This window comes from Paenibacillus vortex V453, from assembly GCF_000193415.1.
In the GTDB taxonomy this organism is placed as follows: Bacteria; Bacillota; Bacilli; order Paenibacillales; family Paenibacillaceae; genus Paenibacillus_AQ; species Paenibacillus_AQ glucanolyticus.
Window position 1 is genome coordinate 30,149 of the sequence record NZ_ADHJ01000042.1, and the last position, 25,701, is coordinate 55,849.

Sequence of the window (25,701 nt, forward strand, 5' to 3'; positions counted from 1 at the left end):
CGGGTGCTTCCTCCCCAGTTTACTGGACTCTGCGTATGCCGTTTCACAGATACAGACCATTGTTGTTGTCGTTACTCGGGTGCTTCCTCCACGGCTACTAAACTCTGCGTATGCCGCTACACAGATACAGACCATCGTTGTTGTCGTTACTCGGGTGCTTCCTCCACGGCTACTAAACTCTTCGTATGCCGCTACACAGATACAGACCATTGTTTTTGTCGTTACCTCGGGTGCTTCCTCCACGGCTACTGGACCGTTACGTTCCCCTTGTACATGTTCCCTGCCGGACTTCTCGTATTCTGAGAGGCCGTAGCTGAGGTATTATTATACGCACCGATTACGTACACAGCTGGATCGCTCAAGTAAACGGTATTGCCCGTAAAGGTATTATTGATCCCCCATCCTGGAACGATCTCATGCAGCTGAAACGCATCTACAATGACACTGTTGCCATTCTGATAAGCCGCATTATTCCGAATAATCGCGTTATTCCCCTTCACATCGATGAAGCTGTCGGCATAATTGGCGCCGCTAATTCCCTCGCCATGGAAGGTGCAATTCTCCACCAATGTCCCGATGGATCTCTCCTTGATATCGATGTGCTCTGCCGTAATATTTGGACCGAAAGTGACATTACGAATCGTATTGTAGTGGGTGTTCTGGTTGTAGCTCGCTCCCTCCGCGGAACCTACGTATACGCCTTCTCCGAAGCCCGCGCCTGTCTTGCCGGTATTATGAATACGAGAGTTCTCAATCGTGCTGTACGAGGTGCCGTCCCGAAAATGCACAGCTTCATAACCGATATTGTAAACCTCCACACTCGTTATGCGGCTGTAATTGGAATTATCCAGCAGAATGCCCTTCTGTGCATTGGTAAACTTCAAGTTTCGGATGATCCAATAGTCACCTTGAACCCGTAAGCTATACCCCGAGCCCGTAGAGTAACCAGAAATAATGGCCGGATTCGCCGAATCCTGGCTCTCAATGACAACCGGTTGCTGTGCAGTCCCTTTAACCGTGGACGAGAAGCTCCCTGCGTATGTACCCGGCGCCAGAACGATGCGTTTACCAGGAACCACATTCTTCAATGCACTCTGTAGACAGGATGTTGTGGAACATGCAATCGCATCAGAAGGCACCTCCGGCGGAGCGCTTCCTCCGCCATCCCCTTCACCCGGTCCGCATGGCCCCTTGTCTTCCCATACTCCCCATTGTCCGGTTGTACCTGGCTCCTCGCCTGTCGTCCACCACTTGGCCCTCCATAGCTTGCCTGCATGTGATACCTCGGCCCCGCTGCTATAGGCGCTTCCTGTACTCCATGGTACGGCCGCACACTCGGCAAGCACCGCAACTTCACCGGCTGACGCCTCACCGGGCGAGGTTTGCGGTTCGGCGCTCGCGGTGCCCCATGTAACAAACGTGCCCAGCAACAGCAGCAGTGCCATGACAGTCATGGTCGTTTTCTTCAGCCTGCGCGAACGTGAGCGTGCCTTCTTCATAAATCTCATCATCCCCTTTATGAATTCGTTCACCATCGTAACCGATCAGCGACATTATCATATTAATGAGATCGAGAACCAAAATATTCTATGGATGTCGAAACAAATGTTATGATCCAAATCTGAATCCCTAACGGACTGAGAAGGCGCTATTCGAAAGAAATGCTCCATTTGAAAAAGATAACGGACCTGAAGAGCGTTATTTACACAAAAAAGAGGCAAACAAGCGATGAAACGACTTCATAACGCCTGCTGTGTCCGTTACATTTGGAAAAGAGGCTTATTCACGAAAATAACGCCTCTTGTGTCCGTTATATTTGCAAAAGAGGTTCTCACGACTATAACGCCTACTGTGTCCGTTGTTTTTGGGATAGGAGCTTTTGGCTACTGTCTTCATTGCATTGGGATCAGAGGTTTTTCACAACAATAACGGCTACTGTGTCCGTTGCTTTCGAATGAGAGGTTCTAATAACGCCTACTGTCCGTTACAATTGTGATAGGAGCTTTTCGATAATACGCCTGCTGTGTCCGTTAGAAATCACTCCATGTCCTCGCCGGTGAATACATTCTGAAATCCGATCAATCGGCGCTTCATACAGCCTGACGATCTGTTCAACTTTAAAAAGCCGATCCGGCTGGATCGGCTTCCTCGCTCATTACTTACATGCTCATCATTTTACTTGCTCTCTACTTTACTTGCTCACTACTTCACTTACTTATTACTTTACTTGCTCTCTACTTTACTTGCTCACTACTTCACTTACTTATTACTTTACTTGCTCTCTACTTTACTCGCCCATCACTTAACATGCTCAAGCTGCGCCCCTAATGCACAGAGCGCCTTAACTTATCAGCTTTACGCGGCGTGCTATTAGTACACGTCTTTCCACTCGGCAATATTCGAGGCGTCGAATTTGAACGGGTCGCCCAGCATGATCTGCGTACCCTCACCGTCGGCGACAATCTCCTTCTCACCCAATTCGCCGGCCGTAAACTTGTTGCCTACGGCCCCGGTAATATCGCCTTTGACCAAAGCATCCGCCGTGTAACCCGTCATATAACCAACATCAATCGGGTTCCATAAATACATCCACTGGCTGACACCGCTCTGAATGTACTCGGCCATCTCGCTTGGAAGCCCCAGACCGGTCAGCTGCACCTTGCCTTTCAGGCCTTTATCAGTCAGCACTTTGCCTGCCGCAGCGATACCGACAGTGGTGGGAGCGATGATCCCCTTGAGATCCGGATACGATTTCAACAGAGCCTCCGTCTCGGACACACTTTTATCACGCAGGTCATCCCCGTAAGCCACTTTGACAAGCTCAATGCTGCTGTATTTCGGATCTTCCAGTTCCTTCTTCATCCATTCGATCCAGATGTTCTGGTTTGATGCTTGGGATGTCGCACTCAGAATGGCAATCTGTCCCTCATTGCCAATCATTTCGGCTACCCCTTGAATCAAGGTACGACCGATACGCTCAGGGTCGGCTTGGTTGACATGGACCTTGCGGCTGGCCGGATTCAGTGCCGAATCCAGAGACAGCACTTGAATTCCCGCGTTCATCGCTTTTTTCAGCGCTGGCTGCAAGGCATCCTCGTCGTTGGCAGCCACGGAGATGCTGTCGACTTTTTGTGAGATCAGCTCTTCGATCATCTGAATCTGCGCTTCAGCTGTCGGTTGATCCGGAGCCTTCAGAATAGCTTCATTCCCTTGCTCCTCCACCGCATTCTTGAAACCCTCCATCATTTTCTCACCGTATGGATTTCCTGTGTTTTTGAAAATAATGGCGTGTTTCTTCTTACCGTCCTTGTTGCCATCTCCCGCAGAAGCACTGCTCTCTCCAGGCGCTTTCGTGCTGCATGCCGCCAGCAAGCTCATGACCATAACCGCTGTCAGTATGGTGGATACCCACTTCTTCATCCGTCGTTCCTCCCTTTTATATATCATGTTCTATGCGTATCACCGACGCTTGACACGCCAGCAGCTACCAACATGTAAATCCGTACTAGCCCTTACGTGATAACCCTTTGCCAAATTTCAGCTTGGGAACAGCTACGGCAACGATAAGCAGCAGTCCGATAATAACGAGCAGCACCTGGGCCTGTACGTTAACAAGTCCGAGTCCGTAGCGAAGGAAGCCAATCAGGAATATCGCCAAAATCGCACCGATCATGCGCCCCTTCCCGCCTGCTGTACTGATACCGCCAAGTACTACCATGGCAATGACGTCCAACTCGTAGCCTGTCGCTACATTCGGTCTGGTGCTGCCCATTCTGGAGGCAAGGAACAAGGCCGCAATTGCCGACATGAGCCCGGTCAAGGTAAACACCATCATCTTGATCTTATTCACCTGAATACCTGAGAAACGGCTTGCCGTCGAATTGCTGCCCATCGCATACACGCTGCGCCCGAACTTCGTTTTGTGGAGCAGCCAGCCGAACCCTGCGGCAAAGATAGCAAATACAATCAGAATGAAGGGAATCGGGCCCACGTAACCCCAGCCGAGGAAGCTGAACCATTCCGGGAACGAGCCTGCAGCCTGATCCTCCAGCATAATGTAAGCAATACCCCGATAAATGATCATGGTGGACAAGGTCACAATGACCGCTGACAGCTCTTTAAACTTCACGATCAGCAGACCGTTAATGAAGCCGCAGAGGATACCGACACCAAGACAGACCAGCATGGCAAAACTCATGGGCACACCATGGTTATACAGATCAGCCATCACCGTCGATGACAGAGCGATGATCGAAGCTACCGAAATATCGATATCCCCCAGAATCATGATGAACACCATCGGGAGTACAATGAACGCTTTATCCAAAAACCCCATGGTGGCATCACGCAGATTTGCCGAATCCCAGTAATACTCGGACAAATTCATGTTCATGACATGGATTGCGATAAACAGAAGAACCAGCATCCATTCCCATTGGAGAAAGAAGCGTTTCCAGGAAAAATCCTGTTTATGGATGAGCACTCTTGTTTCCATCGTCTTAAATTCTCCTCCTCATCAAATGACTTCGGTCTACCCCGCGCTTCACAAACGCATTCACCAAAATGGCAATCAGAATGACGCCTCCCTGAATGCCCATCTGCCAGAATGGCGATACGTTGATTAGCGGCAGAGCATTATTCAAGATGCCAAACAGGATGGAGCCTAAGAGAATGCCGGATATTTTGCCCGAGCCGCCAGCGATGCTGACACCGCCAAGCACGCAGGCTGCGATCACGCTTAGTTCGTACCCGGATGCCGTGTCCCCTTGGGCGGACGCGAATTTGGATACCCACAGCACCCCTGCCAGACCGGCCAAGGAGCCCATAATGGCATAGACCAGCCAGATAATGCGGTCCGACTTGATCCCGCTGATCTGGGCGGAATCGGGGTTACTGCCCACCGCATAAATTTGTCGACCTGTACGAGTATGCTGAATGAAATAATACGCAACCAGATAAATAACAATGGCAATGAGAATCAGGTTGTTCACGCCGAGGAAGCTGGCGGTGGCAATGCCTTTGAAGCTGCTCGGCATTTGATGGGCGCTGACCCATTTTCCCCCGCTGATCATATACGTCAACCCTCGGAACACATTCATCATCCCGAGTGTCGCAATAATCGGCAGAATGCCCACCTTCGCCACCAGGAAACCTACGACCAACCCGCTGATCCAACCTACCGCCGTTCCCAGCATAATGACCAGTGCCGGGTGCAGGTCCGGGAATGCCCCGACTGTGAGTGCTGCAGTCATACCGGACAGCGCTAGAATGGCACCAATGGACAGATCAATGCCCCGAGTGACAATAACCAGCATCATCCCTACTGCCAAAATGCTTAATATAGCCGTATTGGTTGCCATATCGCTGATGTTCTCAAGGGTCAGAAAGCTCGGGTTCCTGATCTGCACCGCAATCGATAACAGCACGATGAAACCGAGCAACCCCACTTCCCTGAACTTCGAAATATTCGATGCAAAAGATCGTGTCTTGACTGTCCCTCCCGTAGCGGGCTGTGAAGCTGCGATTGTTGCACCTGTGCCCTTGTCTTCCATAGGTTCTCTCCCACCTTCTATGCTCGTTTATTCAAGGGAGCTTCATCCGCCATCGCATGTTGTAAAATCGCCTCTTGCGAAATTGAAGGACGATCCAGAAATGTATTGATTCGTCCCTCGCGCATGACAGCAACTCTGTCGCACATGCCAATAATCTCCGGCATTTCAGAAGAAACCATGATAATGCCGTAACCTTGCGCGGCCAGATCGCTGATCATCTCATAGATAGATGATTTGGCGCCGACATCGACCCCCTTGGTCGGTTCATCCAAAATAATGACGTCCAGCTCGCTGGTGAGCAGCTTGGCGAATACCACCTTCTGCTGATTGCCGCCGGAGAGCGAGCTTGCCAGATCGAATATACTCTTGGCTTTCACACCGACCTTCTCGGCAATTCGCTTGGCTATATCCGCTTCCGCGGCCGTATCGATCGTCCCCCGCTTGCTCACATGCTCCAGCGAGGACAAGGTAATATTACGGGCAATGCTCCAGTCCAGCACCAGCCCTTGCTTCTGCCGATCCTCCGGCAGGTATCCGATTCCCTTGCGCATCGCATCAAGCGGACTCCGAATTCGAACAGGCTGCCCTTTGAAGAAAACGCTGCCCTCATCATAGGGTTCGATTCCAAACAACGCCTGGCATACCTCCGTCCTTCCCGCTCCTACGAGGCCGGTCAAGCCTAATATTTCGCCCCGACGGAGCATAAAGCTGATGTCCGCAAAATACCCCGTCTTCGACAGCCCTTCTACCCGCAGCAATTCTTCCCCTAGGGCTGCTTCTTTTTTGGGGAACAGCTGGGTAATCTCCCGTCCAACCATTGCTACAATCAGATCCGAATTGGAGATCTCATTCACATTCCAGGTTCCGATATATTTGGAGTCGCGGAACACGGTAACTTTGCTGGCAAGCCGGTACATGTCCTCAAACCGGTGGGAAATGAAGATGATGGCAGCTCCCTTATCCCGCAGTTGTTCGGTTATCCGGTACAACTCCTCGCTTTCGCGGTTGGTCAGCGCTGCGGTCGGCTCATCCATGATGATGATCTTGGCATTGGAGGACAGCGCCTTGGCAATCTCTACGATCTGCTGTTCTGCAATGCTGAGCGCCCCCATCAGCGTCTTGGCACTGAAGGTTGCCCCGAGCTCGGATAGCAGCCGCTGCGCCTCCTCATGCATCTCTTGCCAGAGAATCCGCTTCGTTCCCCGCTTTACTTTTTCATGCCCCATAAAGATATTCTCCGTCACCGACAGATCCGGATAACAGGTAACGTGTTGATATATGGCAGCGATGCCCTGATCCTTGGCAGCATTGGGTGTCTTAAACTCTACATGCTCTCCATTCAACAAAACCTCGCCTTCGTCAGGCTGATATACGCCGGTAATGACTTTAATGAAGGTGGATTTACCCGCGCCGTTCTCTCCCATCAATGCGTGAATCTCGCCTGGCTTGAGCTTGAAATAAACGTTATCCAGCGCCTTGATGCCGGGAAAAATTTTGGTGATTCCTTTCAATTCCAGAATGTACCCAGCCATCGCTCACCCCTCCGAATCCTGTTTTGTTGGCTGTTTCGCAGTTTACTGTACTGATCCTAGGTTACTAATTAAAGCGCTTTCCTTGTAGTAGACAAACCGGTTATGAAGGGGGTCATTTCTGACTACATTTGCGTTTTCTTCATTCTCTTTGCGTTGTTTGCATTCACTCCCCATAAAAAAAAGCCCCTCATCAATTCATCATTGACGGGAAGCTTTTTTGGATCAAACATAACTGGAGCATTGAATAAAATCAGTGCGTGTTCAAAAAGGTCGGTTTTCAGCACCGAGGCTTGCTAGTTGGGAATAACCACGCCGCAAAGTCAATCCAAGAAGTTAGGGACTGCGCCTCTTGGGGCGACCGTACGGCCCTTGGGCTCCTCCCAAAACTCTTGCCGACCCAGCGCCGTCTCATCGAGAAAGTAGTACGAGCCGCCAGCTTGCTCGAGTCCGCGGGCATAGACCGAGTAGGTGTGAAAGATTCTGTCACCGTCCCGTAGGAAGGAGCTGCGACCGGGCATTTCCATCGGCTGCTTACCCTCAAATATGGATTCGCCGACCTGAGCGTGTTCGATTTTGCTGCGGTAATTGTACACGAGCGGAGTGACGGATTCGTCCAGCGTGACATGGAAATCGTAGTTGAAGTCGCTGCCGTACGAGGAGTACCAAGGGAACGTCCATCCCTTGCGTTCTTTGTACCGTTCAATCTTCGCTAGCGTGGCAAGGGAGACATACACAAAAGACGTATCACGGGCGTGCAGATGCCGGAGGTGGCCGCTTGACATTTCATCAGCTCCGGCCGAGCAGCTCGAGCATCCCTGCTCCCAGTCAGGAGCGAACATGAAATGGCCGACAATAAGCTGACTTCGGCCGTCAAACAGGTCGCGCAAACTTGCCTTGCCGTCCGGCCCCTCAAAAATGTATTCCTTGTCAATCTCGACCATCGGCAGTCGGCGGCGTTCGGCGTTCAGTGCATCCCGCGCGCGGGTAGCTTCCTTCTCCTTGGTCAGCAGCTCTTTGCGGGCCGCTAGCCACTCGTCTCGTGTCACGATTTTCGGTAATTCTCCTTTGATCCTGTTCATAATGCTTCCCCTTCCTAGGTGAATAAAGTAGTTTCCTTTAATGGATGAGAATGAGATTAGACTAACCTTAGTCTACCAATTACAACATGTCGTCATTTCTTATCAATTGCTATTATGCCGGTATCCACTCCATGAATATCTTAATCGACAAGCGCACCACACATGTCGGTACTACAACAGCCCCCATCACAAATGACAGGGGCCGCCTCGCTTCTGCACGATATTCATTCTTAATCTGCTCCTTCCAGCCGCTCCCTGTACTTCGAAGGCGTCTCCCCGTACCGCTGCTTAAACTGCCGGCTGAAGTACTTCACATCCTGATATCCGACTAAACTGCATACATCCGAAACCTTATGTTTAGCGTCAGTCAGCAGCTCTTTGGCCCTCTCCATACGCAGATTTGTAATGTAATCCAGCACCGTGACACCGGTTTGCATCTTGAAGGTTCTGCTGAAATAGGAAGGATTCATGTACACTCGATCGGCAATGGATTTTATGCTAAGATCGCTCCCCAAATGGGCAATGATCCAGGATTTCGCCTGCTCCACCGGCTTAAGGCTGCCGCTCTGGCGGGAGTCGCGCACCAGGGATATGACATCAAGAATCAGCGTGTCCAGCTCCTTTTTCAACACATGTAAATGTGCCGCCCGGGATAATGACTGAATCCCCTTCTCGAGCGATACCGGTACGGTATCACCGCTGACATATTCAATACCTACGGAATGGATTTGAATATAGGCGTTCTGTACCGCATATTGAATCGTCATCGGGGAGCTGATCTGACTGAGCCTCCGGAAAAATTGCTGCGACAAGGCAGCGGCTTCCTCCGTATTGGCTTGCTCCGCCACCGCCCGCAGCCGGTGGGCGAAATGGGCAAGCTCACTATCCATCCGCTCCACCGCCCAATCGGCCATATCATCGTGAAAGGTCCGGTTACTGCCGTAGAGCAAGCGGTAATTCATCAGCGACAGGGATCGCTGCCGCGCCTCTGGAAGCATATACAGATCCTCCATTCGATTGCCGTAGGACACCGACACACTAAATGGCGTATGCAGCGCGATGGCTGTACGAATGCTTGCAGATAAATCACTAGCCGATTGCTCGATTTCAGTGGCTTCCGGGTTTCCATTACTGTGAAGCATCACCCAGTAGTCGGAATCACCGCCCTTCCAGCACCATTTTTCCATCCGCCCCTCGTATTGCTCCTGCATACGGTCCGCTACCTCGATGATGATATTTTCCATCGCATAATCAAAGGCCTCCCAATCCTTGGAGGTATAACTTCTGGACTTGACCGGTACCGGATCAAGACTTATATATAACAGCACATACAAGCCCTTCGGAAAATCCTCCACCCAGTAACCGAGCCTTCCCATATCCAGTCCCGCGGAAGTGACGTAACTCAGCATTTGCGTTTGCCGCGTTAATTTCAATTCCCGCTCCATCTTATGGAGATGCAGGCGGTTTCGCTTATTCTGGAGAATGATCGCACTGATCTCCTTCATCCGTCGCCGGAACTGCTCCCGGTCAACCGGCTTCATAATATAATCCACCGCTCCTTCACGGATGGCGGTCTGCATATATTCAAAATCGTTGTACCCGCTGATCATAACCGGGTAGAAGGTGTATCGGCGCTTCGCCTCCTTCACGAGAGTCAGCCCGTCCATATCCGGCATTCTGATATCTGTAATCAACAGATCGATGTCGCCATGGCTTTGATCCATATACTCCAGCGCCTCCAAGCCGCTTGAGAGCACAGCAACGACTTCCCAATTTCCTTCGCAAGTAGACAATAACCGTCCAATGCCTCTGCGGATCCGTGCCTCATCATCTACGATGATCGTACGTATGGCTTCCATCCCCTTGTCCCTCCCTGCTCAATCTTGTTCAAGATCAGATACATCCTCTAAACGGATCATTGGAATTCGAAGGGTGACCTCGGTCCCCTTCCCTTCAACGCTGTGCAGCTGCATGCCATAATGAGGCCCATGCATCATCACAATCCGGGTGTTGACGTTCCCCAGTCCGAACTCTGAATCTTTGCCTGTGAGGGTCTGCTGCCTGAGCGACTCTTCCACCTCCAACAGCCGCCTGGAGGGAATCCCGGGCCCGTTATCCCTGACCTTGATCACGATATCCTCCATACCGCTTCGCAGACCAAGCTCCCTGCTTACAAGGATTTCGACAATCAGCTTGTCACGGGACTCGAGTCCATACTTGACGGCATTCTCCACAATCGGCTGCACGATGAATTTCGGCGTATAATACAACTCCAAATCGTGAGGCTCCAGGATATCAAACGACAGCCGCTGTTCAAAACGAAACTTCTGGATCGTCAAATAGTCCATGACATGCTGCAGCTCCTCCCGAACAGGGACAAACCTCGATTTGTTGCCTACCGAGAACCGCAGCATTCGTCCAAGCTGTGTCACCATGCCCACAACGGCTTCCTTCTCTCCCTCCTCTGCGGCCATGCTGATCGTCTCCAGCGTGTTGTACATAAAGTGGGGATCAATCTGCGATTGCAGCGCATACAGCTCTGCCTCTTTCTGCCGGATTTTGATATCATAGTTCTTCTCAATCAGCTCCCGAATGGTCGCAATCATCGAATTAAAGCTGCGGACCAGAATGCCTACCTCATCCTGTCGCTGCATGTTCAAGCCAACCTGGAATTTCCCGCGCTCGACCTCCTTCATCAGATGAATCAGCTTCTTGATCGGGCTCATCACACGCAGCACAAACACAACCGTCAAACAGGTCGTCACGATCACAAATCCGCTAAAAATCATAATGCTGAGTGTTCTTGTCCAATCCGTTCTGGCTGTCAGATCCTCAAGGGGAATGCTGTGAACCAGAATTCCGTCAAATGTCTGCGATTCCGTTACACTGATCAGCTTCTCGCTCCGGCTTTCCCTGAAGCTCCCGTTCCAGATCGGATACTCATGAACCGCCATATCCATCGATCCGATAAGCTCATGACGGGTGTGGTAGATGACCTCGCCTTTGAGACTGACCATGGCAATCTCGGCATCCTCATTCTGCTCGAAGTCCAGCAGGATCCGATCGATGAATGTGAGCTGCACCGCTATAAACATGGTACCCAGGTCCTTGCGGTTGTCCGTGTCCTGAATCTGCTTCATGATCATGACATAAGGGATATCCCCGTCAAACCGGAGTTTGATCTCGCTGGGAAGAATGATTTTTTCCTTCCCTCTCAAATCCATGTCCTGACCATACGGCGTAAGCATGCTCTCCCAATCCAGACCGGTAAACGGGATCCTTGAGGTGTGGAACAGCCGGTTCCTGGATAATACAAATACGCCTAGAATGTCGCTATTGCTCCCGTTCAGGTACGTCCGCGTCAAATAATTATTCACCGCATACTGGTCTTTGTTCTGATCCGCCTGGCTCTGGTAGGAATCCTTGCGCAGGATCGCCAGTGTATTCTCCGAATTCAGCAGCAGCTTGGGCATCGCCATCACATCCGCAATATGATTGTCGATATTGGCGTTCGCCTGTCTCAAAAATCGCGGCATGTATTCCCCGATCTGTTCCTCGATGGATTCCTTATATTGGATAAAGGAGAAGATTCCGAGCACAGCCATCGGAATCACGGTTAACACGATATAGGTCAGAATCAGCTTCGTGCTCAGCCTGTAATGGTTAAACCTTAACCGCCGCCGTCTCTCAGAAGTCATATTGGCTCACGTTCTCTCTTGTGAAATCAAGCGGCTCGCCCATAATGACTACATCCCCGTTGAACCGGATGCTGCCTACATTCTCGATTTCCTGGCCATGGACAGGGAGATTGCCTTCCAGCAAATTCTTGGCAATTACCACCGTCAGATACCCCAGTTTCTTCGGACTCCATAGTGTCGCCATCTGGGCGGAGCCGTCCTGAAGATAGGATTTCATCAGATTGGGTGTCGACAGGCCAACCACCTTGATATCGCCCTTCTTGCCCGTCTCGCTGACCACCTGTGCGGCCGCCGGCGGTCCTACCGAGGAATTGCCGATGATCCCCTTCAGATCAGGATGCTTGTTCAGCAGCTCCCGGGCGACCTCGTATGCTTGTTGCGGATTATCATCCGTTGCCGCAATTTCCACCAGCTCCATGCCAGGATAATAATGCGTCTGCTGATAACGAATCCATTTGATCCATTCGTTCAGGTTTGAAGCGGAAAGAGCGCCGGTCATGATGGCATATTCCCCTTCTTCTCCCATCGTCCAGGCGAGCGTATCCAGCAGATGGCGGCCGAGTGTCTCGGGATCCACCATATTCACGAACAGCTCCCTGACCTCAGGCAGGGTATCGGCATCCCAGGTGATAACCCGGATTCCCTGTTCCTTGGCCTGGGTCAGCACGGGCACAAGCCGCTTAGGATCATTAGCCGATATCGCAAGCAGATCGACCTTTCGCTTGATCATGTCTTCGATGACTTTGATCTGCTGCTCGGCATCGGCAATCAGCGGACCATCGTAGATTACGTTCACGTTCAAATCCTTGGCCGCTTCCACAGCACCGTCTTCCACCACGTTAAAGTAAGGAATGCCCGTCACCTTGGGAACGATGCCGATCGTAAAGGGACGGGGCTCTTTATCCTCAATGGAAGAAGATGAGCTCGCTTTTACCGGTTCCATTCGATAGATGACATCATAACGGTCCTGCTTTTGATTGTAGCAAGCGCTTACAAAAAAGAGTAAAAACATCAGCACCATCGTCATCGTTTTGCGGGTCAAACTTCCCACTCCTTATCGCGTCATCAATTTGGATAGATTGTAACAAATGTTTCTGCTGTTTTGAAGGTGACATTTGTTATATCGAGGGTGCTAATCGTTACCTGTACGTCCCTTGTTCGCAATTTCCGTGATTCTCATGAACGACAAAGATCCCCCGAAGGGGATCTCTGTCCTTATCAGCAGCTGCAAGTATTCGTAACCAGTTACCCTTTGATAGAGCCGATCATAACGCCTTTCTCGAAGTATTTTTGCATAAACGGATATATAAGCAGGATCGGAAGCGTGGATACAATAATGACGCCATACTTAATCTGGTCAGCATATCTTTGAGCGTATCCTCCTGCATCTCCCCCTGTTCCCGCACCGCTCGAGAATACTTGATTCGATAGCAGAATGTCCCGCAGAACAATTTGCAGCGGCTGCAGTTTCGTATCCCGAATGTAGATCAGAGCCGTGAAGAAATCATTCCAGTGCCCAACCAAATAATAGAGCCCGATGACGGATACCAAGGCTTTGGACAGCGGCAACGCCACTTTGAAAAAAAAGGTGAAGTGCGAGCAGCCGTCCATGACGGCCGCTTCGTGCAGCTCCTGCGGCAGCGAGTTCTCAAAAAACGTCCGGGCAATGATCAAATAGAACACATTCACGGAAAACGGGAGAATAAACACCCATATCGTATTGGTCAGACCAAGCCCCTTCATCAGCAGGTATGTGGGGATCAGCCCTCCGTTGAAAAACATCGTAATGACAAAAATCAACATGATAATCCGCCTTGCACGAAACTCTTTTCTGGACAGCACATACGCTGCCGGAAGCGTAAACAGCATATTAATCAGGGTGCCGAAGACCGTATAAAACAACGTATTTCGATAGCCGGTCCAGATCCGCATATCCTTGAAGATTTCCTGATAACCGAAAAAACTTATGTTTTTGGGGATAAACATGACCTTCCCCGTCGACACCAGCGTGGAATCGCTGAAGGAAGCAATCACGATAAAATAGAGCGGGTACGCGACCAGAAGAAAAATAAAAGCACACAGAAATGCCAATGTTATTCTGAACATCAATTCCTTGCCAATGACGCGCTTTCTGGTATATTCATGTTCCACAACCGTTTCTCCTTTCCCAAGCATTAGAATAGGCTCGTTTCGGACATTCTCTTCGAGATGGTGTTCATCGCATACAGGAATACAAAATTGATGAGTGTATTAAACAAGCCGATGGCCGAGGCCAAACTGAATTGATTCGATATGATCCCAATTTTATAAACGTATGTTGCAATGACCTCAGAGACAGGAAGGTTCAGCGGATTCTGCATCAGGAATATTTTCTCGAAGCCGGTGCCAAGGATATTCCCCATGCTGAGAATAAACAGGATGATGATGGTTGGTATGAGCGCAGGTATGTCGACATACCGGATCGTCTGCCACCGGCTGGCTCCATCGATTTTGGCGGCATCATACAGCTGGGGGTCCACGGTGGACAGGGCTGCGAGATAGATAATGCTGTTCCATCCGCAGTGCTGCCATATGTCCGAGAGCACATACACCGGGATAAAGGTCGAGGTGGAGGCCAGCAGATTAATATGACCGAGTCCCAGCGCCTTCATGAAATGGCCGACAACCCCGGTCTCAGAGGATAACAGCACATTCAGCATGCCGACCAGCACGATGATGGATATGAAATGGGGCAAATAGACTGTTGTCTGCATCAGCTGTTTCATTCTTTTTCTGCGAATCTGATTAAGGATCAAGGCCAGCAGGATCGGTGCCGGAAAACCAAGCACGATCGTTGCCAGACTGATTAGAAACGTATTTCGCATCAGATCCGTGAACAAGTAGCTGTCGATGAATTGCTGAAAATAGGCAAACCCCCTCCACTCGCCTCCGGTCAAGCCTTGGCTGAAGTCATAATCTCGGAATGCAAGCTGGATTCCGTACATGGGAATATAGTTGAACAGCAGGATGACGATGATAGCCGGAAAAATCATGATCCACAGCTGATAATCACGTCTGAAGGTGTTCCGTCTTTTTCGGGATTCCATATCCTCCCTCCTAGTTTTGATTCATGTAATCATCATAATATTTCTGCATAATCTCAAGATTCTGCTTCAGGCCAGCCTTCTGGCTCTCCTTGATATACGAATCCCACTCCGCTTCAACGCCGCCCTTGGTTACCCATTTCGCAAAGCTGGATTCCGCCAGGTTCATCACGTTGGTGTTGTTCAGGCTCATGGTGTTGTTGTCGATGGTGGAATATTTGATGAACATGCCGGGGAATACATCCTTGTCAGGGTCAACCTCTAATGCAGGCTCCAGTGGCTCCGATTGTCCCAGCACCTCCTGCATATCGGTACCGAGTGTCAGCTTTAAGGAATCCGGTATATAGAAAGCGCCGTTATCCGCCATCGTCGAGGTCCACTTCCATGTACCCGGGTCCATCTTGGCATCAGCTGGAGGCAGAACGGCATATGTACCGTCACCGTTATCTTTAATATTCGGACCGATGGAGCCAAACAGCACCTGCATTCCCACCTCAGGCGCATATAACTCATTGATGAATCTCATGGCCGCTTCCTTGTTCTTGGTCTTGGAGGACATGACGATATGGTTCGGCCCATAATTCAGGGAGTAATAGTCATAGCTCCATGACAGCTTCCCGTTGTAATCCGCGGATGCTTTGAGCTGCGGCATAGAAGCATACTGCGGTGCCAGCTGCTCACCGAAACGGTCGGAGGCAACCCATCCCCAGGTGAAGCCGACCTTGGCCGTGTCTCCTTCACCGCGGGCGATAGATTGATATTTTGTATAATCATGGGTGAACACTTCCGGATTGATCAGCCCCGCCTTGTACAGCTTGTTCAGGAACAAAACCATCGTTTTGTACCGATCATCGGTCAGAAAATTCTTCACTTGCCCATCTTCCACAAAATAGCCCTGCCCGCTGCCGTCCGTCAGCGTGATGCCCATGCTTCCGAGAAGAACAGCAGGATTAAAGTATCCGCCGATGCCTCCCGGCCAATCCATCGGGATCTCGTCATTCGGGTTGCCATTGCCGTTGGCATCCTTCTCTTTGAATGCCACGAGCACTTCATACAATTCATCCCACGTTGTCGGCATGCCAAGTCCGAGGTTATCCAGCCACTGCTGGTTAATGAATTGCCTGCTGGCCGAGGCCGGCCAGAACCGCTGATATTTCGGGAGACCGTATATTTTGCCGTCAGACTGCGTTGCAATCACTTTGGTATCCGGTTTTTCATTAAACATAGTCTGTACGTTGGGTGCCTGATCCAGCATACTGGACAGATCCTGGAACACGTCCCTGGAACTGGGCGAAATCGGCATCTGTAATGACGTTCGGCCCGATGAACAGATCGGGGGTATCGCCGCTGGCAAGCATCGTTCCTTTTTTCTGTCCCCAGTCGGCCGTGATTTCCTGCCATTCGATCTCCACGCCTGCCGCTTCCTCAACCTTCTGCAGCCATTCCATTTCAGCAAGAGGTTTCGTAAGGGGATGCTTGGTAATAAGAGCTGTCAACTTCACTTTCTTGCCTGATGCGTCTCCGGGCGATTCCGCCGATTCGTTATGGTCGTCTCCGGCTCCGCTGCATCCCGTTAACAGCAGTGCAGTGATGACGATAAAAGAGATGAAAACGTTTACCTTTTTCTTCATTTCATTACCTCCTGGTTTGGTTTGTGGGTCTGATCCATAGGGATTGCAGCCTTGAATTTCACCTTGCCTGCGGACACATTTCACTCTAATTGGAGGTGACGAGCTGCGTAAACGCACAGTTTTTTAAGGATCTTCATTTTTTGAAAGCGCTTATATTTATCGGATCAACAACCGCACCCGTTGCCCGTCGGCCAGAAGGATTCAAATATTGCATATATTCAAAAATTGAAGCTCTTTCATCTTCGAAAAGAAATCGTGCGAGGCGGAATATAAGGGCATAAGTTTACAAAAAGACCGCTTGGAGGCTGCCATGGATCTCGGCATCAACGGTCTTTCGTTCAGGCTTTATGTGTATTCCGATATTGTCCGGGCGTTGTACCCACCATCTTCTTGAAGGAGCGGATAAAACTCGAGGTGCTGGTGTACCCCACCTGTTGAGATATAGCTTCAAGCGTCTCTTCGCTGTCTCGCAGAAGCTGAATGGATTTTTGAATCCGAAGCTGATCAATGTACTCTTTAAAATTTTGCCCCATCGTTTTCTTGAAATGATGGCTGAAGTTGGAGACCGACATATCAAAATAATCGGCCATCATCTGCAGCGAGCAGTTCGGATCCATTCCTTTTTCCGCAATGATGGATAGAATCGCCTCTTGGGTAGCCGGACGGGCAAGCGGCAGCGTCTCGCTGATCATATCGCACAGCTTGGTACAGCTTTCCCGGATGATTCCGATCATCTGCTCCAGCGTATAGCGATGTTTGAACGCGGCATCGGTCAGCCGCAAGAGGCTCTGATCATCATGACGGAACCGCTGGAGCCCGTTGAAGATAACGGTAACCGTGTTCAGGTATACACTTCGGATCATATGCGGCGGTAAACTGTCATTGCTTAAATACCCGATCATACGCTCCGACAAGGAAGCCAGCATCGCGGCATCATTCTTCAGAATCGAGAGCTCAAGCGACTGCAGAAATTCGGCAAAATAGGATACGGCGCCAGATTGGGGAATTTCCATGTCATCAAATATCAGCACCGAACCGGTTTTGCGTATCCGCAGAAACTCCGCCGTCCGAAGCGCCTGCAGGTACGACACATGAATATCCACCGGTGATCGTGCTCGTACAGGTTTGCCGATGCCAATCACCGTTCGCAGTCCATTGTGCTTCAACAATGACTCTTGCATGCTTTCAAGACAGGATTCGAGGGGGAAATCACTCTCATGGGAGCTTGCCAGAATCAGCTCATGCTGATAGATGCTCTTGAAGAAGAAGGTCTGCACCCCGTCCGGCAGCAGCTCTTCGTATTTGCGGCAGCACGCCAAGATCTTCTCGGTTGCTCCGGCATCCGATTCACAGCATACCACGGCAACCGTAAAGTGTTCATATTTAAACCTAATGCCTATCCTTCCGGCTTCCTGTTCCCATTCCTCCCAGTCTGCATAATGCCCGCTCACCAGCTCGAACAGCAGGTTGTCCCGCATGATCGGCAAGGATCCCTTCACATGCTCGTCCAGCTTGCTATTCGCTTGTGAAAGCTCCTCCAGCGTGTACTTGATCGTATCAATTTCATTCATCGGCCTTCGCTCCTGCGGCTCGAAGACATGAACAGCGAGGTCAACCAGACGCCGAATCGGCTGATAATTTTTACGGATGGATACATAGATGATGAACACTTCGAGCAGCAGAATCAGTCCGACAAGAACAACCGTGTTCAGCTGTATCGTTCGAATGCCCTTACACGAGATTGAGATACAGGCAGCAGACTGACATATTTCCAGCCGTTCTTGTCTGAAACCGAGTGGGATACCAGATAGTCCGATCCACTGATCGCGTAGATGCCGGAGGTGGGAGAACGTTCCTCCCCTATGCCCTGCACAAGCGCCCGAAAATCATCGGAAGACTGGTAGGACGTCTCATTGGAAGAGACCAATCTCCTTCCCTGGCCGTCAAATACAAAGAAATCGCCGCTATAAATCTCTGAAACAGACTTCATCATGCGGACAATCGTATCTTCCTTTACCATAATCATAACGGCTCCGGGCGAATGGGTGCCTCCTACCGGAAGCGGCTGCACAAAGGTCAGCATTCTGACACGATTGTTGCCAGGCACAACCACATTCTCTACCGGCCGGACGACAGGGGCTTTGAGATCATTTAGGGTCTGTATCATATCTTGGTGCTCCCAGTTTTCATAATAATAGCCGACCCCAGGAATGGAGAGATCCTCCGTACTGTATGCGCTTCCAGTTTTGGAAAACAAATAACCGATGTTCTTCACATACAGCAAGGTGTTGTAAATAAACGCATCGGTTGCATTGTATTTTTTCATCTCATTGGCGATGATGACCCGCTGGTAGTCGCTTTCCTCCGCTTTGTACATCTTGAACTCCCGATTCTGTACCAGCTCAAACGGCAGATTGTACACATACCGGGTAAAGGTATCCATTGATGTCATGAACTGTTCCGTAATATGCGCATTCCAGTCCATCTCCTTCTCTTTCACTACGTCTGCTGAATAGGGATAGTAATAACACAGGATGACGATCACGGGAAACATCAGGACAAGCAAATAGGAAATCAACAGCTTGGTCAGCAGGTTTATCTTATGGATTCGCAAGCGGCAGCCCCCTCCCCATCACTTCATTCCAGATCTGAAAATGTTATCTATAAGAATACGAAATTCTACAAAAAAAAGAAAACTCATTTCCTGTCATCAACAACAAGAAATGAGTTTTTAAACTCCGTATCGTTTCACTTATCAACCTTATGAGGATTGCTCCACGCCCCATTTTTCCGCCCACTTCTCCATTTCCTTCAAAGAGTCCAGAAAATCCATCCCCTTCTCCGTCAAGGAATACTCCACGGACACGGGCACCGTAGGGAAAACCTCGCGCCTTACGATACCGCTGCCTTCCAAATGTCGAAGCACATCCGTTAAGGATTGTGTCTTGATGATAGCTGCATCCCGATGAAGCTGGTTAAAGCGTTTCGGTCCTTGGGATAACTGCGCGATGACAAGAAACGCCCATTTGGCACCAAGAATTTGCAGCACCGAACAGATATGATTGAACGCTGGCTTTTCCTGAAACTCTTCCCTAACGGGTTCCACAGCCTCACCCCACCGCTTATGAATAGTAAGTTAATCAAAATGTTTGGATAATGTCCAATTGCTTTGCCTTCTTACATAATAAATGTGCTCTGCTTATAATACAAACACAACGAGATCTCGAGCATTTCCTCAACCGGCTGCAGCATGTGCTAGCCATGATTCGCAAGACCGGATGCCATAACCGAAGGGATGAATTTACATGAAACCATTCATGATATATTTATTAGCGCTTGGTGTCTTTCTTACCGCCACCTCTGAACTGATCGTTTCGGGTATCCTGTATGCAATCGCAGACGATCTCCATATTTCACTGGCGCTTGCCGGTCAGTTAATCACCGCGTATTCACTTGCCTTTGCCATCGGGACACCGTTTCTGGTTTCGCTCACATCGCGAATCAACCGTAAAAAGGTGCTGCTCGGCTCGCTTCTGTTGTTCATTGTCGGCAGTCTCGCATCCTATGCCAGCAGCCATGTATGGCTGCTTATGGGTTCTCGCATCATCCTGGGGATAAGCTCAGGGGTGTATCTCGTTGCTGCAATGGGAACCGCAGCCAAATTGGTACCCCCGGATAAATTGGGCCGTGCGATCGGTACCATCGTTCTCGGGTTCAGCAGCGCCATGGTGCTTGGAGTTCCGCTTGGCATCACGATAACCAATATGCTGAACTGGCAATCCATCTTCCTGCTGCTGGCTCTGCTCACTCTGTTGGTTGCCTTTGTCCTTGCCAAGCTCCTGCCGGATGTCGAAGGGGACGCGGCCGTTCCCTTTCATCAGCAGTTCAAAGTGCTGGGAAGTGTAGTGATCCTGAGCGCCCTGTTTCTCACCTTCTTCCGGGAATCCGGCAATTCGGTGCTGTTCACGTACATTACCCCGTTTATCCAGGATATTTTTCATATCAAGCCTTCAAGCATCAGTCTCATGATGCTGGTATTCGGTCTCTTTGGGGCTATCGGCTCCAAGCTGGGTGGGTATGCTATCGACCGGTTTGGGCCATCCAGAGTGATCACCCTCAGTACACTCATTCATATTGGAGTATTTGCTCTTCTCCCGCTGCTCTCGGGCAAGTCGCTCATTGGACTCATGCTGATAAGCATCATGGTACTGTCCATGTTTGCGGCAGGTCCCGCTGTCCAGAGTTATTTTATCCAGCGGGCACCGGGCTCTTCCAATTTGATTCTCAGCCTGAACACCTCTGTTGTTCACTTCGGGTTAGCTGCAGGAGCGGGTGCAGGGGGCTTCATGTTAAACACGACATCCACGCTTCAATACCATCCATGGCTCGGAGGAGTTGTGCTCGCTCTTGGTCTCGCAGCCGGACTTATCAGTTTCGCTGCCGGTAAAAGAGAGCTGCTGCCACAATCGACCTGACAGGTAAGGTGCTTCCCCCTTCCTATTACATTATTGCAAGCCACCCGGCTAACGGGTGGCTTGCTGCCGCCTTGTCGAAAATGGGCTCACGGATGTTTGCCCATCCGAATAACGTATCCTATGGGTCAACGCCTATTACATTATGAAGGGCAGGAATCACCGTGGCAGTCTCTTATATGGATTTCACCTCTCCATCTGTTCGTTATACTTATGATCTGAACAATAACCAAATTTTCAAAAAAGACAATCAAAACTATATTAATTCACTCTCGGTAAAAGAATTGAACACGCTCGGCAACGCTTCTCTGCTGGATATTCATCTCAGCACCGGAAATGTGGTCGAACCGCATACTCATCAGAATGCATCCGAGTTGGTGTATGTCATTTCCGGAGCGGCCATCGTCTCCATCATTAATCCGTTCACCAAGGAGCTGCTGAACTTCCCGGTCATGCCGGGTCAGGTCGCGCTTGTGCCTCAAGGCTGGTGGCATTATGAAATGGCGACGGCTGACAATACCCATCTGATAGCCATCTTTGATGCGCCTGTGCCTGAATTCATTCCTGGCTCCGACCTCTTCAGATTAACCCCGGCCAATGTCTTCGCCCATACGTATTGCCTGGATGAAGCCAAAGTGAAAGAGACTTTCGCTCCTATTACCGATACGGTTGTAATCGGGCCGCCTAAGAACTGCATGCACCAAGGGGAGGTGCAGGGCCAGACGATGCATCAGCAGCAGCACCCGTCACATCACAACCAGCACTACTACCATCAAGGAAGCCCTGTGAACCGTGACTATGAGCTGCTGCAGCAACAGCAGCAGCAATATCAACAGCAGCAACAGCAGCAGTTGTTCCAGCAGCTAATTTCAGGCACAGGAACAACCGCAGCATGGAGCGTATGCTGCTGATCCACAGCGAACGCAGGCTCAAGAGCAAGAGCAGCTTCGCTCGCAGCAGCAATTACGAGAACAGGAGCGGCAACAATTCATCCAACAGCAGCAGCAGCTGCCCTTCTTGCAGCGTCAACTGATCGGAAACGGCTGGGATCAATTCTGATCCATGCTGCAGTGATCTAGGTCTTCCATTGTCAAACGCAGCATCACTATTCGTCCGTGATGCTGCGTTTTTCTTCTTGAAATGGAGTAATATATTCAGGAAGGCCGAATGCTCCCGTTATTTTCATCTTCCGGCACGTAATGCTCCCAGGTTGTTTAACCGATATGGACCACTGTAAGCCAGAGGTCAGATTCACCAGGCTTAAATAGTATCCGTGGCCTGCACCTGTATCGATTCCCAGCTTACCGTCTCCATGCCAGAGCTCCTCTGGCGGTACACCCAAACGAAACGTAGAAGTATGACCAAACACAATAACTTTGTCCATGCATCGGGGGGACAGAAGAAACGGCTCACGAATCTCCGTTAATTCTACCGGGCTCTGTGCATGAAGCGGAATGCCCGGCCGAATCCCTGCATGCACAAACACATATTGTTTATACTCGGTCCATAACGGCATGGTTCCAATGAACTGCTGATACTTCATGAAACGGGAAGCCGCAAGCCCAGCTTGTTCCGGCCGTTGATGCAGCCATTTGCGTTCGTTGTTTCCCTGAAGCGCAACGGCACCGGAATCACACAGCTCCTTCACATAATCCAGTGTCCCTGCTGAATCCGGTCCCTTGTTTACATAATCCCCAAGCAGGAACAAGCGGTCCACCTTCGGATCATAATGCACATGCAGCAGAAGAGCTTGCAGCAGATGACCGTAACCATGAACATCCGAAACTGCGTACACCTGGCTCATGGGGCTAGCATGCTGCTGTCTGCATATATCATGGTTTGATCCGGAGACAGTCGTATCCACAATTTGCTTCCGGCATCCACCGTGCAATCATGGAATAAATGAATGGGCTGCCGATCTGCCGTTTCCACAATGACTCTCCATCTTGTCCCTTCGTACACCGTCTGTACCACCGTCACCTTCAGCAGGCTTCCTGCTGCCGAAGTTTCTTCGCTGCATATCCGGATGGATTCAGGATGGATCATTATCACGGCTCTGCCGTCTCCCATATCCCCGCCTGAGCGAAGTCCGGCAATGGGACGCCCGGCAAGTATGGCTTCAGGCTGCCCATTCCGGGCCAGCTCGGCTTCCAGCCGGTTGTGATATCCCATGAGCTGCGCAACCCAAGGGCTTGCCGGTCTCTCAAACAACACCCTCGGCTCCCCGAATTGATCAATTCGTCCATCCCGCAAAATCAGAATCCGATCCGCCACCGTGAATGCCTCCATACGATCATGCGTCACATACAAGGAAGCGATGGATAACTCCCCCAGCAGTCTCGCCAGTTCACCGCGCATGTCCGTTCTAAGCTTAACGTCCAGATTAGACAACGGTTCGTCCATCAACAGCAGCTTGGGCTCTGTTGCCAGGGCCCTTGCGATGCCGACGCGCTGCTGCTGTCCACCCGACAGCTGGGCGGGAAGGCGGTCCAATAAGCCCTCCAGCTTCAGAAGCGACTGGAGTCGTTCCAATTTATCCGCCCTGTCGTTAGTGTCCAGCTTCCGGCGCTTCATCCCGTACTCCATATTCTGTTTCACCGTCATATGCGGCCATAGGGCATAATCCTGAAACACCATATTGATAGGCCGATTCTCCGGGGGAACATAGTGCCTTCCCCGTTCCACGGTGACACCCGCCATCTCCACCTCGCCTGAATCTATGCGCTGAAGTCCGGCAACCATCTGCAGCAGCGTCGATTTCCCGCAGCCCGATGGACCGAGAATGCAGATGCGTTCTCCTTCCCCCACTTCAAACGTGATCGGCTCCAATACTTGCTGTGAGCCGAATGATTTCGATACGCCTTTTACCCTTAAGATCATTCCGCTCTCCATCCCTTCCAAGTCTGATCACACTCTATCGACAACCAATTCCATCTACCGCGATTTCTTGCCATCCAGCCATCGAAATACAAGACGCCCCACTGCTTGAAGCAATACGATGATCAGCACCACGGTACCGCAGCTTACCACGGTAGCAGCCGTAGCATAGCCATAGCGCGAGAATTCAAAAGCTCTATCGATAACCAGCGGCATCAACGAATAATTAGCCGGTTTCAGCATCGAGGCCAGGGCCAAATCAAACACGCTGGTTCCAAACGAAGCCAGAATTGCAATAAGCAACGACTGACGCACCATGGGCAGTACGATATCCCGCATCCGCTCGAATACACTTGCCCCTTGGATAGCGGCTGCCTTCAGCATTGTGCTGGACAAATTGCCGAACGCTCCAAGCTGGACCCTGACCGCGTAGGGGATGGCACCGGCTATGCCCGCAATCACGAGCAGCGAAGGCTTTCCGTACAAGTGCAAACCGAGCGGTTCCAGCCATTTTTGATTCCATATAAAGATATAGCCAATTCCCAGAACAACACCGGGCACTGCCAATGAAACGATAGAGAACAGCTGAAGCAGCGGTTTTAGCCTCGACTCCGTGAAGGTCAGCATATAGGCAACAACAAACCCGATCAGCATGCTAAACAATGCGGCAGCGGCAGCAATGGCAAGTGAATGATACATTCCTTCCAGATAACCCAGCAGCCGGTGGTCCCCAGCCTGCCCTGCAAATAATTCACGATAATGATCGAGCGTAAAATTACCCACATTCAGGCCGCCGCCTGCCTGTTTCAGCAGAGATACCGCAGCACTCGTCCCAATCGGAATCCCGAGGCTCACAACAAGAAAAACCGTAATCGACAGATTGTAAATCCACGCAAAACGCGGCTTCACCTTCTCCAGCTTGACGGCTCTCGCATTCAGAAAGTCAAATCTGGATTTGCGAAGGGTCACCATAAGCAGAGTCATCGCCAGTGCCAGGATCAAGACCAGGTAAAAGGCCAGCACTCCCGCCATATCAAAACGAACAGGCGACTGGTAAATAGCCGAGTAAATGGAGTAGGTCAGCGTGGGGAATTTATACACCGTTGCCAATGCGGCAGGCAGCCCGAAATCGCCGATTGAATCCATAAAAACCAAGGTCCAGCCCGCTGCATATGAAGGCAGCGCCAATGGCAGCTCGACGGTTCTCCACACGGTGAACGGCTTGGCGCCGTTCAGTCTGGCCGCGTAACCAAACTGCCGGATATTCCATTCCGATGCGGCCATGATAGCCAGATAAGCCAGCGGAAACTTACTAAGCGACATGACAAACACTAGTCCGGCCGGTTGAAAAATGAACGAGGTAACCCACGTCAGACCCAGCCACTGATGAACCAGTCCATCCGCACTCGCAAACAATACCCAGCCCTGTGCAATCATGAAGGAGGGAGCGATCAGCAGCACCCAAGCTGTCATATCCAGCAACCTCGCTGCGGCAAAATTCCATCTTGCCCGTATAGTAGCCAGAACGCCTCCGATGATCGTACCAAACGTGGCCGTTCCCAGCGCTAATGTGACTGAATTCAGGAGGGATTGTTTCCACAGCGGACGATGAAATATTTCTCCGATCAAACCCAGGCTGCTGGACTGAATCTGCCCGAAAAAGAGTCCGGGAAATATCACGTTGATCAGAACGGCGAGCAGCGGCAAAAAAATAAAAACAAACAGGAGGAGGGTTACCCCGCCTCCATAGCGAGCTTCCGAAGTATTCATGTAATCT

General features: G+C 50.6%; 21 protein-coding genes and 1 pseudogene. 4 read left to right on the forward strand and 18 right to left on the reverse strand.

Annotated elements, in window-relative coordinates; all coding sequences use genetic code 11:
• Positions 1 to 245: 245 nt before the first annotated feature.
• The 15 genes and pseudogenes from PVOR_RS22845 to PVOR_RS22910 form a co-directional block, all read right to left on the reverse strand.
• Complete coding sequence (locus tag PVOR_RS22845; RefSeq protein WP_006211877.1) at positions 246 to 1,499, reverse strand: right-handed parallel beta-helix repeat-containing protein; 1,254 nt, start codon at positions 1,497 to 1,499, stop codon at positions 246 to 248.
• A gap of 871 nt (positions 1,500 to 2,370) precedes the next feature.
• On the reverse strand, positions 2,371 to 3,420 hold the full coding sequence (rhaS, locus tag PVOR_RS22850; RefSeq protein ID WP_006211878.1) for a rhamnose ABC transporter substrate-binding protein: 1,050 nt from the start codon (positions 3,418 to 3,420) through the stop codon (positions 2,371 to 2,373).
• 85 nt (positions 3,421 to 3,505) lie between these two features.
• The gene (locus PVOR_RS22855) at positions 3,506 to 4,495 is read right to left on the reverse strand and encodes an ABC transporter permease (protein ID WP_006211879.1); all 990 of its coding nucleotides are present in this window, start codon (positions 4,493 to 4,495) and stop codon (positions 3,506 to 3,508) included.
• A gap of 4 nt (positions 4,496 to 4,499) precedes the next feature.
• The gene (locus PVOR_RS22860; RefSeq protein ID WP_006211880.1) at positions 4,500 to 5,552 is read right to left on the reverse strand and encodes an ABC transporter permease; all 1,053 of its coding nucleotides are present in this window, start codon (positions 5,550 to 5,552) and stop codon (positions 4,500 to 4,502) included.
• Between the two features lie 17 nt (positions 5,553 to 5,569).
• Positions 5,570 to 7,084, reverse strand: coding sequence for a sugar ABC transporter ATP-binding protein (locus PVOR_RS22865; RefSeq protein WP_006211881.1), 1,515 nt, complete (start codon positions 7,082 to 7,084; stop codon positions 5,570 to 5,572).
• Between the two features lie 320 nt (positions 7,085 to 7,404).
• Positions 7,405 to 8,163, reverse strand: coding sequence for a DUF899 domain-containing protein (locus PVOR_RS22870; RefSeq protein WP_006211883.1), 759 nt, complete (start codon positions 8,161 to 8,163; stop codon positions 7,405 to 7,407).
• Positions 8,164 to 8,393: 230 nt separating this feature from the next.
• Positions 8,394 to 10,022 carry a response regulator transcription factor gene (locus PVOR_RS22875; protein WP_006211884.1) on the reverse strand — a complete coding sequence of 543 codons (1,629 nt, stop codon included), beginning with the start codon at positions 10,020 to 10,022 and terminating at the stop codon, positions 8,394 to 8,396.
• Between the two features lie 18 nt (positions 10,023 to 10,040).
• Positions 10,041 to 11,861 (reverse strand): cache domain-containing sensor histidine kinase, encoded by a 1,821-nt coding sequence (locus tag PVOR_RS22880; RefSeq protein WP_006211885.1) that lies wholly within the window; start codon positions 11,859 to 11,861, stop codon positions 10,041 to 10,043.
• On the reverse strand, positions 11,851 to 12,903 hold the full coding sequence (locus tag PVOR_RS22885) for an autoinducer 2 ABC transporter substrate-binding protein (protein ID WP_006211886.1): 1,053 nt from the start codon (positions 12,901 to 12,903) through the stop codon (positions 11,851 to 11,853). Before PVOR_RS22885 ends, PVOR_RS22880 begins: the two co-directional genes overlap by 11 nt.
• Before the next feature lie 203 nt (positions 12,904 to 13,106).
• Positions 13,107 to 14,036: a carbohydrate ABC transporter permease gene (locus tag PVOR_RS22890; RefSeq protein ID WP_006211887.1), complete on the reverse strand. Its 930-nt coding sequence runs from the start codon at positions 14,034 to 14,036 to the stop codon at positions 13,107 to 13,109.
• Entirely contained in the window at positions 14,036 to 14,947 is a 912-nt protein-coding gene (locus PVOR_RS22895) for an ABC transporter permease (protein ID WP_006211888.1), read from the reverse strand. Before PVOR_RS22895 ends, PVOR_RS22890 begins: the two co-directional genes overlap by 1 nt.
• A gap of 10 nt (positions 14,948 to 14,957) precedes the next feature.
• Positions 14,958 to 16,575, reverse strand: a pseudogene (locus PVOR_RS22900) (ABC transporter substrate-binding protein).
• Between the two features lie 338 nt (positions 16,576 to 16,913).
• Positions 16,914 to 18,245, reverse strand: coding sequence for a helix-turn-helix domain-containing protein (locus tag PVOR_RS32310; protein ID WP_234973073.1), 1,332 nt, complete (start codon positions 18,243 to 18,245; stop codon positions 16,914 to 16,916).
• Positions 18,246 to 18,283: 38 nt separating this feature from the next.
• Entirely contained in the window at positions 18,284 to 19,189 is a 906-nt protein-coding gene (locus tag PVOR_RS32315) for a cache domain-containing protein (RefSeq protein ID WP_234973074.1), read from the reverse strand.
• Positions 19,190 to 19,336: 147 nt separating this feature from the next.
• Positions 19,337 to 19,681, reverse strand: a complete 345-nt coding sequence (locus tag PVOR_RS22910; RefSeq protein ID WP_006211889.1) for a winged helix-turn-helix transcriptional regulator — start codon at positions 19,679 to 19,681, stop codon at positions 19,337 to 19,339.
• A 199-nt stretch (positions 19,682 to 19,880) separates the two neighbouring features.
• On the opposite strand from PVOR_RS22910, the gene PVOR_RS22915 reads away from it, so the two are divergent.
• The 4 genes from PVOR_RS22915 to PVOR_RS30810 are packed head-to-tail and all read left to right on the forward strand — an operon-like array spanning position 19,881 to position 22,080.
• Positions 19,881 to 21,050: an MFS transporter gene (locus PVOR_RS22915; protein ID WP_006211890.1), complete on the forward strand. Its 1,170-nt coding sequence runs from the start codon at positions 19,881 to 19,883 to the stop codon at positions 21,048 to 21,050.
• Between the two features lie 8 nt (positions 21,051 to 21,058).
• Entirely contained in the window at positions 21,059 to 21,196 is a 138-nt protein-coding gene (locus PVOR_RS30805) for a hypothetical protein (RefSeq protein ID WP_006211891.1), read from the forward strand.
• 15 nt (positions 21,197 to 21,211) lie between these two features.
• On the forward strand, positions 21,212 to 21,958 hold the full coding sequence (locus tag PVOR_RS22920; protein ID WP_006211892.1) for a cupin domain-containing protein: 747 nt from the start codon (positions 21,212 to 21,214) through the stop codon (positions 21,956 to 21,958).
• Positions 21,940 to 22,080: a hypothetical protein gene (locus PVOR_RS30810; protein WP_160164029.1), complete on the forward strand. Its 141-nt coding sequence runs from the start codon at positions 21,940 to 21,942 to the stop codon at positions 22,078 to 22,080. The genes PVOR_RS22920 and PVOR_RS30810 overlap by 19 nt, the downstream gene beginning before the upstream one ends.
• A gap of 72 nt (positions 22,081 to 22,152) precedes the next feature.
• On the opposite strand, the gene PVOR_RS22925 is transcribed toward PVOR_RS30810, so the two are convergent.
• From PVOR_RS22925 to PVOR_RS22935, 3 genes are read right to left on the reverse strand one after another with little or no spacing between them, the layout of a single operon-like run.
• Positions 22,153 to 22,851 (reverse strand): metallophosphoesterase, encoded by a 699-nt coding sequence (locus tag PVOR_RS22925; protein ID WP_006211893.1) that lies wholly within the window; start codon positions 22,849 to 22,851, stop codon positions 22,153 to 22,155.
• Positions 22,848 to 23,927 (reverse strand): ABC transporter ATP-binding protein, encoded by a 1,080-nt coding sequence (locus PVOR_RS22930; RefSeq protein WP_006211894.1) that lies wholly within the window; start codon positions 23,925 to 23,927, stop codon positions 22,848 to 22,850. The genes PVOR_RS22925 and PVOR_RS22930 overlap by 4 nt, the downstream gene beginning before the upstream one ends.
• A gap of 54 nt (positions 23,928 to 23,981) precedes the next feature.
• Positions 23,982 to 25,694: an ABC transporter permease gene (locus PVOR_RS22935; RefSeq protein WP_006211895.1), complete on the reverse strand. Its 1,713-nt coding sequence runs from the start codon at positions 25,692 to 25,694 to the stop codon at positions 23,982 to 23,984.
• Between the last annotated feature and the right edge of the window lie 7 nt (positions 25,695 to 25,701).